The 4,696-nt window shown below is 32.4% G+C and carries 4 protein-coding genes; 2 read left to right on the plus strand and 2 right to left on the minus strand.

Going from position 1 to position 4,696, the window contains the following annotated elements; translation table 11 throughout:
- Both G9F74_RS29235 and yknW read left to right on the plus strand, forming a co-directional pair.
- Positions 1-276, plus strand: a 276-nt coding sequence (locus G9F74_RS29235) for an ABC transporter permease (protein ID WP_165406416.1), incomplete at its 5' end; no start/stop codon positions are given.
- Between the two features lie 131 nt (positions 277-407).
- Positions 408-1,106 (plus strand): YknW family membrane protein, encoded by a 699-nt coding sequence (gene yknW, locus G9F74_RS29240; protein ID WP_016106957.1) that lies wholly within the window; start codon positions 408-410, stop codon positions 1,104-1,106.
- 326 nt (positions 1,107-1,432) lie between these two features.
- On the opposite strand, the gene G9F74_RS29245 is transcribed toward yknW, so the two are convergent.
- Positions 1,433-3,895 carry a PAS domain S-box protein gene (locus G9F74_RS29245; RefSeq protein ID WP_165406417.1) on the minus strand — a complete coding sequence of 821 codons (2,463 nt, stop codon included), beginning with the start codon at positions 3,893-3,895 and terminating at the stop codon, positions 1,433-1,435.
- A 560-nt stretch (positions 3,896-4,455) separates the two neighbouring features.
- Positions 4,456-4,696: zinc ribbon domain-containing protein (locus tag G9F74_RS29250; RefSeq protein WP_165406418.1), on the minus strand; the 241-nt coding region annotated here is incomplete at its 5' end.

The raw sequence follows: 4,696 nt of genomic DNA on the forward strand, positions 1-4,696 counted from the left end.
GTACGTAAAGCACTTGGAGCGACGCGTAGTAAAATTTTATTACAGTTTTTAATTGAAGCAGTTATGTTAACGCTTCTTGGTGGTTTAATTGGTATTGGTCTTGGGTATGGCGGGGCATATATTGTTTCGACATTTGCGAAATGGCCACCGCTTGTTTCATGGGAAGTTGTTGTTGGTGGCGTATTATTCTCAATGACACTTGGTATTATTTTTGGATTAATTCCAGCGAATAAAGCTGCGAAATTAGATCCAATTGAAGCACTTCGCTACGAATAGTTTACTAGTGTAGTAGAGATATTTCTCTGATTGTACGTACATATTGTTCTAGTGGCGGTTCGTAGCGGCCTTTAAGAATATGTAAACAGTCCGCTTAGAATAAGTTATATAAATAGAAGGAGGCGCTATATATGGAAGCGAATATGGTTACACAAGATGTAGGTGTGAAAAAGCCATCATTATTTGGAATGATTACATCTCCGGGGTTACAGTTTGAAAGAATGAAAACAAGTAAGAAAGTTTGGGGTATGTTCTTTTTGGTAGCCTTGTTACAAGGACTTTTAGGTGGTTTAAATGCATATGTTATATATATATCACCTGAGATGCTGAAAATGAAAGAAAAATTAGGTGAATTGGCTGGACAAAGTTCACTTACATCAGAAGTTATTTCTGGAATTGGGACAAGCTTTGCTAGTGCGATGATTGGAACACTCTTCATAGCAGCTATTTATAAAATATTTATGATGTTCTTTGGTAATGATACGCCTTACAAAACCTTATTGAATATTGTAGTTTATACAAATATTGTCCTTATTATTGGTGGACTTATTAATACAATTTTAAGTCTAATCTTTGATAGTGGAACGACTCAGTATACTAGTTTAGGGTTACTATTTAAGGAGGGTACATTTGCATACGGAATTGGTAATACAATTGAAATATTCTATGTATGGAATTTAGTTTTAATTTGGCTCGGATTACATATTACAGCTGGATTAAGTAAGGGAAAAGCATCAATTCCAATTATTGTGCTATTCATTATTAAAGCTGTATTCTTAGCGGCAATTATTGTATTAATAGCGAAATTTTTACCGGGGATGCCGATGTAAATCAATTATGTTCATTATAAATAGGTTTAGTAAAAGATTTGCAATATTAATAACCGGTTCCTTAACGTACAAGGTACCGGTTATTTTGTGTTCAACATGTTTTTAAACGTACAATTTTCTTTTTTTGATATGGTGCATCTATATAGAAAATAATAAAAGTATCTACCTATTAAGAAGTCTGTAATACAAACAGTTCATAGAGCTGTTAAGTGTAGAGAGGAAAATATGAGATTTTCTTCATATAAACAGATAAACCTTTAGATGGTTAAATCTAAAGGGAGAATTATATAAATTGTATAACTACATTTCCTTATTTTAGGTTGTATTTAAGAAGATAAATAAGCGTTTTCTATTTCGAGAGTAGATATAGGAAGGTTTATATTAACTGTTGTTCCTTTACCTACTTCACTTTTAATAAATATTTTACCTTGGTGCTTCTCAATAATTTTATAACAGATCATTAATCCTAAACCGATACCATTTTCTTTGAGACTATAGAATGGTTCTCCTAGGTAAGGTATACGTTCCTGTTCAATTCCACACCCATAATCAGTAAATCGAATGTTTACTTGGTTTTGATCAAGCGCATATTCGATTTGAATCAAGATTTCCCCTCCCATTGAAGTTGCCTCAATTGCATTTTTTAAGATATTTATAAAAGCTTGCTTTAATTGATTACATTCACAAAGTATGAATGAAGTATCAGATGTAAACTGAGTTTTAATTTGTATGCAATTCATTGTCGCTTGAGGTTCAAGTAACATTACAACTTGCTTCATTAATACATTTAGGTCATTAGTTTTAATTTCTAATGCCTCAGGTTTTGCTAATGTCATAAATTCGTTAGTAATACTATCTATACGTTCAATCTCTGATAACACTATATCTATGTAATGCTCAGTATCCTTATTTCCCAGTGATTGTAATAACTGCATGAATCCTTTCATTGCTGTTAAAGGATTTTTAATTTCATGAGCAATTGCAGTGGATAATTGACCTACTACAGCAAGTTTCTCCGATTTTCGTAATAATTCCTCTGTTTTTAGCCGTTCAGTGATGTCTCGAGAGATGCTTAAGAAAACTTTTTTTCCATTCAAGTTAAACACACGAACAGAAAATTCAATTGTCAGGGTCTTTCCTCTAGGAAAAACAAATTCATCTTGTAATATAAAAGATGTTTGCCCTTCTCTAATTTTTTCTAAGATTCTTTGGACCATTGGAGAATCTGGTGGAACGTTACTAGGGAATGACATCGAAAGAAGCTCTTCTCTACTATATCCAAATCTTTTACAAGCAACAGGATTTACTTCAATAAAGCGAGTTGGTAATTCATTATCATTCAGCTCCACTACATATACTGCATCAGTTGCCTGTTCGATGAGTGCACGGTATTTCATTTCACTGTCACTTAATTGCTGATGTAATTGATGTAGTTTTCTTTCTGCTTGTTTCCTTTTAGAAATGTCTCTACAAATTCCTGATAAAGCAATTACATTACCTCTAAAATCTAAAATAGGCGAAATCGTCAGGCTTACATCAATTAGAGTTTTATCTTTTCTTTGTCTAACAGTTTCAAAACGAGTGAGTATTGGGTCATTCATATTGGTAATTTTAATGTGGTTTATATATTCTAAAGTTTGATCTATTAAAAATTCAGGTACGCAAGGTAATTTTCTTCCTACAGATTCTTTTTCTGACCAACCAAATATTCTCTCATAAGCTTTATTAGCTTGTAACATATGCCCATCTAAATCAAATATAGTGATAGCATCTACGTTATGATTGATAAATGATTCTAGCCGCTCTTTTGTAACCTTTAGTTCATGTTCCGCATTTATTCTTTTCGTTATATCAACAGTAGAACCAACTACCTCAACCACTGTTCCCCCTCTTTTAACAGGTCTAAGAGAGAAAAGTATCGTAGCCTCATCAGTTGGCCATGGTAGTTCAAAAGTTACTTCTTCACCATCCCATGCTTGTTGGTAATACTTTAATAATCGAGGGATTAAATGAAATGGAATAATTGAAGAATCTATATTAGATAAACATTTACCTACGACTTGCTGAGAGTGAAACCCATATTGATAAAATAATTGTCCATCACACAGAGTGTGGATAAAATCCCCATCTACTTTTTTGAATTTGAAAATACCTCCTTGCAATTGGTGTACGGTATCCTTTAATTCTCGCTTTGATTCTAGTAATGTTTCATTCGCTTTGGCTAAATTTTGTGTTAAAACATATAATTTTTGATACGACTCCATAAGAAAAATACCAATTAAGAGTCCGCATGATATAAAAAATGTACCTTGGATGTCAAGAAGTATAAGTGGTATAGAAGGAAAAAAGAATCCAAATACAACATGAATTATAACTAGATAAGCAGATAGATAAAGAAAAACGCTTTTAAAAGGATGGATATTTTTGAGATATGTTTTAAATATAGTATATATAATGGCTATTCCTAAAGATGCTATTAAAGCTGGTCCCCAATCACCACCAAGGTAGAAAATACGCATAAATAAAATAAACATTAACGTAATCCAGCCAGCTGTACGACCAAAATAAATAAACGAAATAATTAGTGGAACGACTCGCAGGTCGTAAAACAATCCCATGTGCTTAAAATTAAAAATCATTAAAATGGCAGCTATGATACCTGCATAAATGCCACAAAATAAACGAAATGATTTAGAATCTACTTTACTTATAAATACTTGAATAAAAATAGATGTACTAACTAAGAATGCAAAAATAGATAGATTAATGATGAATCCTGTAAAAAGCATGCCATATTCCCCCTTAGTAAATATATCGAAAAAAAGCAAGAAAATTTTATGAATTATATGATGATTAGACTTGTTATTTGGAAAAGGGAAATGAGTATTGATAAAAATTCAGTTCTTTTTTATCTTTTTCCAACAATAGATCCTTCACTAAAATATTAAATGTAAGAAACATTAATTTTAGATAGGAAATGAATGCTGGTAAGGATATATAATGAGGGCATCATACAAGAAAGCAATGTACAACCCATGTTAGTAAATAAAGTGTATAAGTTTTGTATCTATTCAAATAGGTGATAAGAAATAGTAAATGCTTAAACGATGGGGGACAGTCGTCTCCTGGCGGCAGGAACTACGGGAATAGCCTAATGAACTAGAACCCAATAAGTTTCAGTACCTAAGAATCTCCCACTTCAAACAGCCAACTAGAATGTTAAGTGGTGATTAGTCCGAAATATTTTCTGTATTAATAAAAATAATAAACTAACTTTGAACTACCCCCACTTTCACTTCGTTTAGAAGAGGGGATTCCTAAGTAAAGAGTTCTATCGAACTCTAATTTATTAGGCTATCTCCACAGTCCCTGCGGTTAGAAGCCTTATCGCTTCATTCTTTAGATTGATACTTGCGTTAATATCCCTATCATGATGTGTATGACAAAAAGGGCAATCCCATTTACGTAGATTTAGATTTTTAACGTCTTTGTTTTGATATCCACAACAAGAACATAATTGGCTGGAAGCAAATGTTTTCGATACGACAATGACTTGTTTGCCGTACCATTTTGCTTTGTATTCCAACATG

The sequence above is a fragment of the Bacillus sp. EKM202B genome (genome assembly GCF_011066025.1).
In the GTDB taxonomy this organism is placed as follows: Bacteria; Bacillota; Bacilli; order Bacillales; family Bacillaceae_G; genus Bacillus_A; species Bacillus_A toyonensis.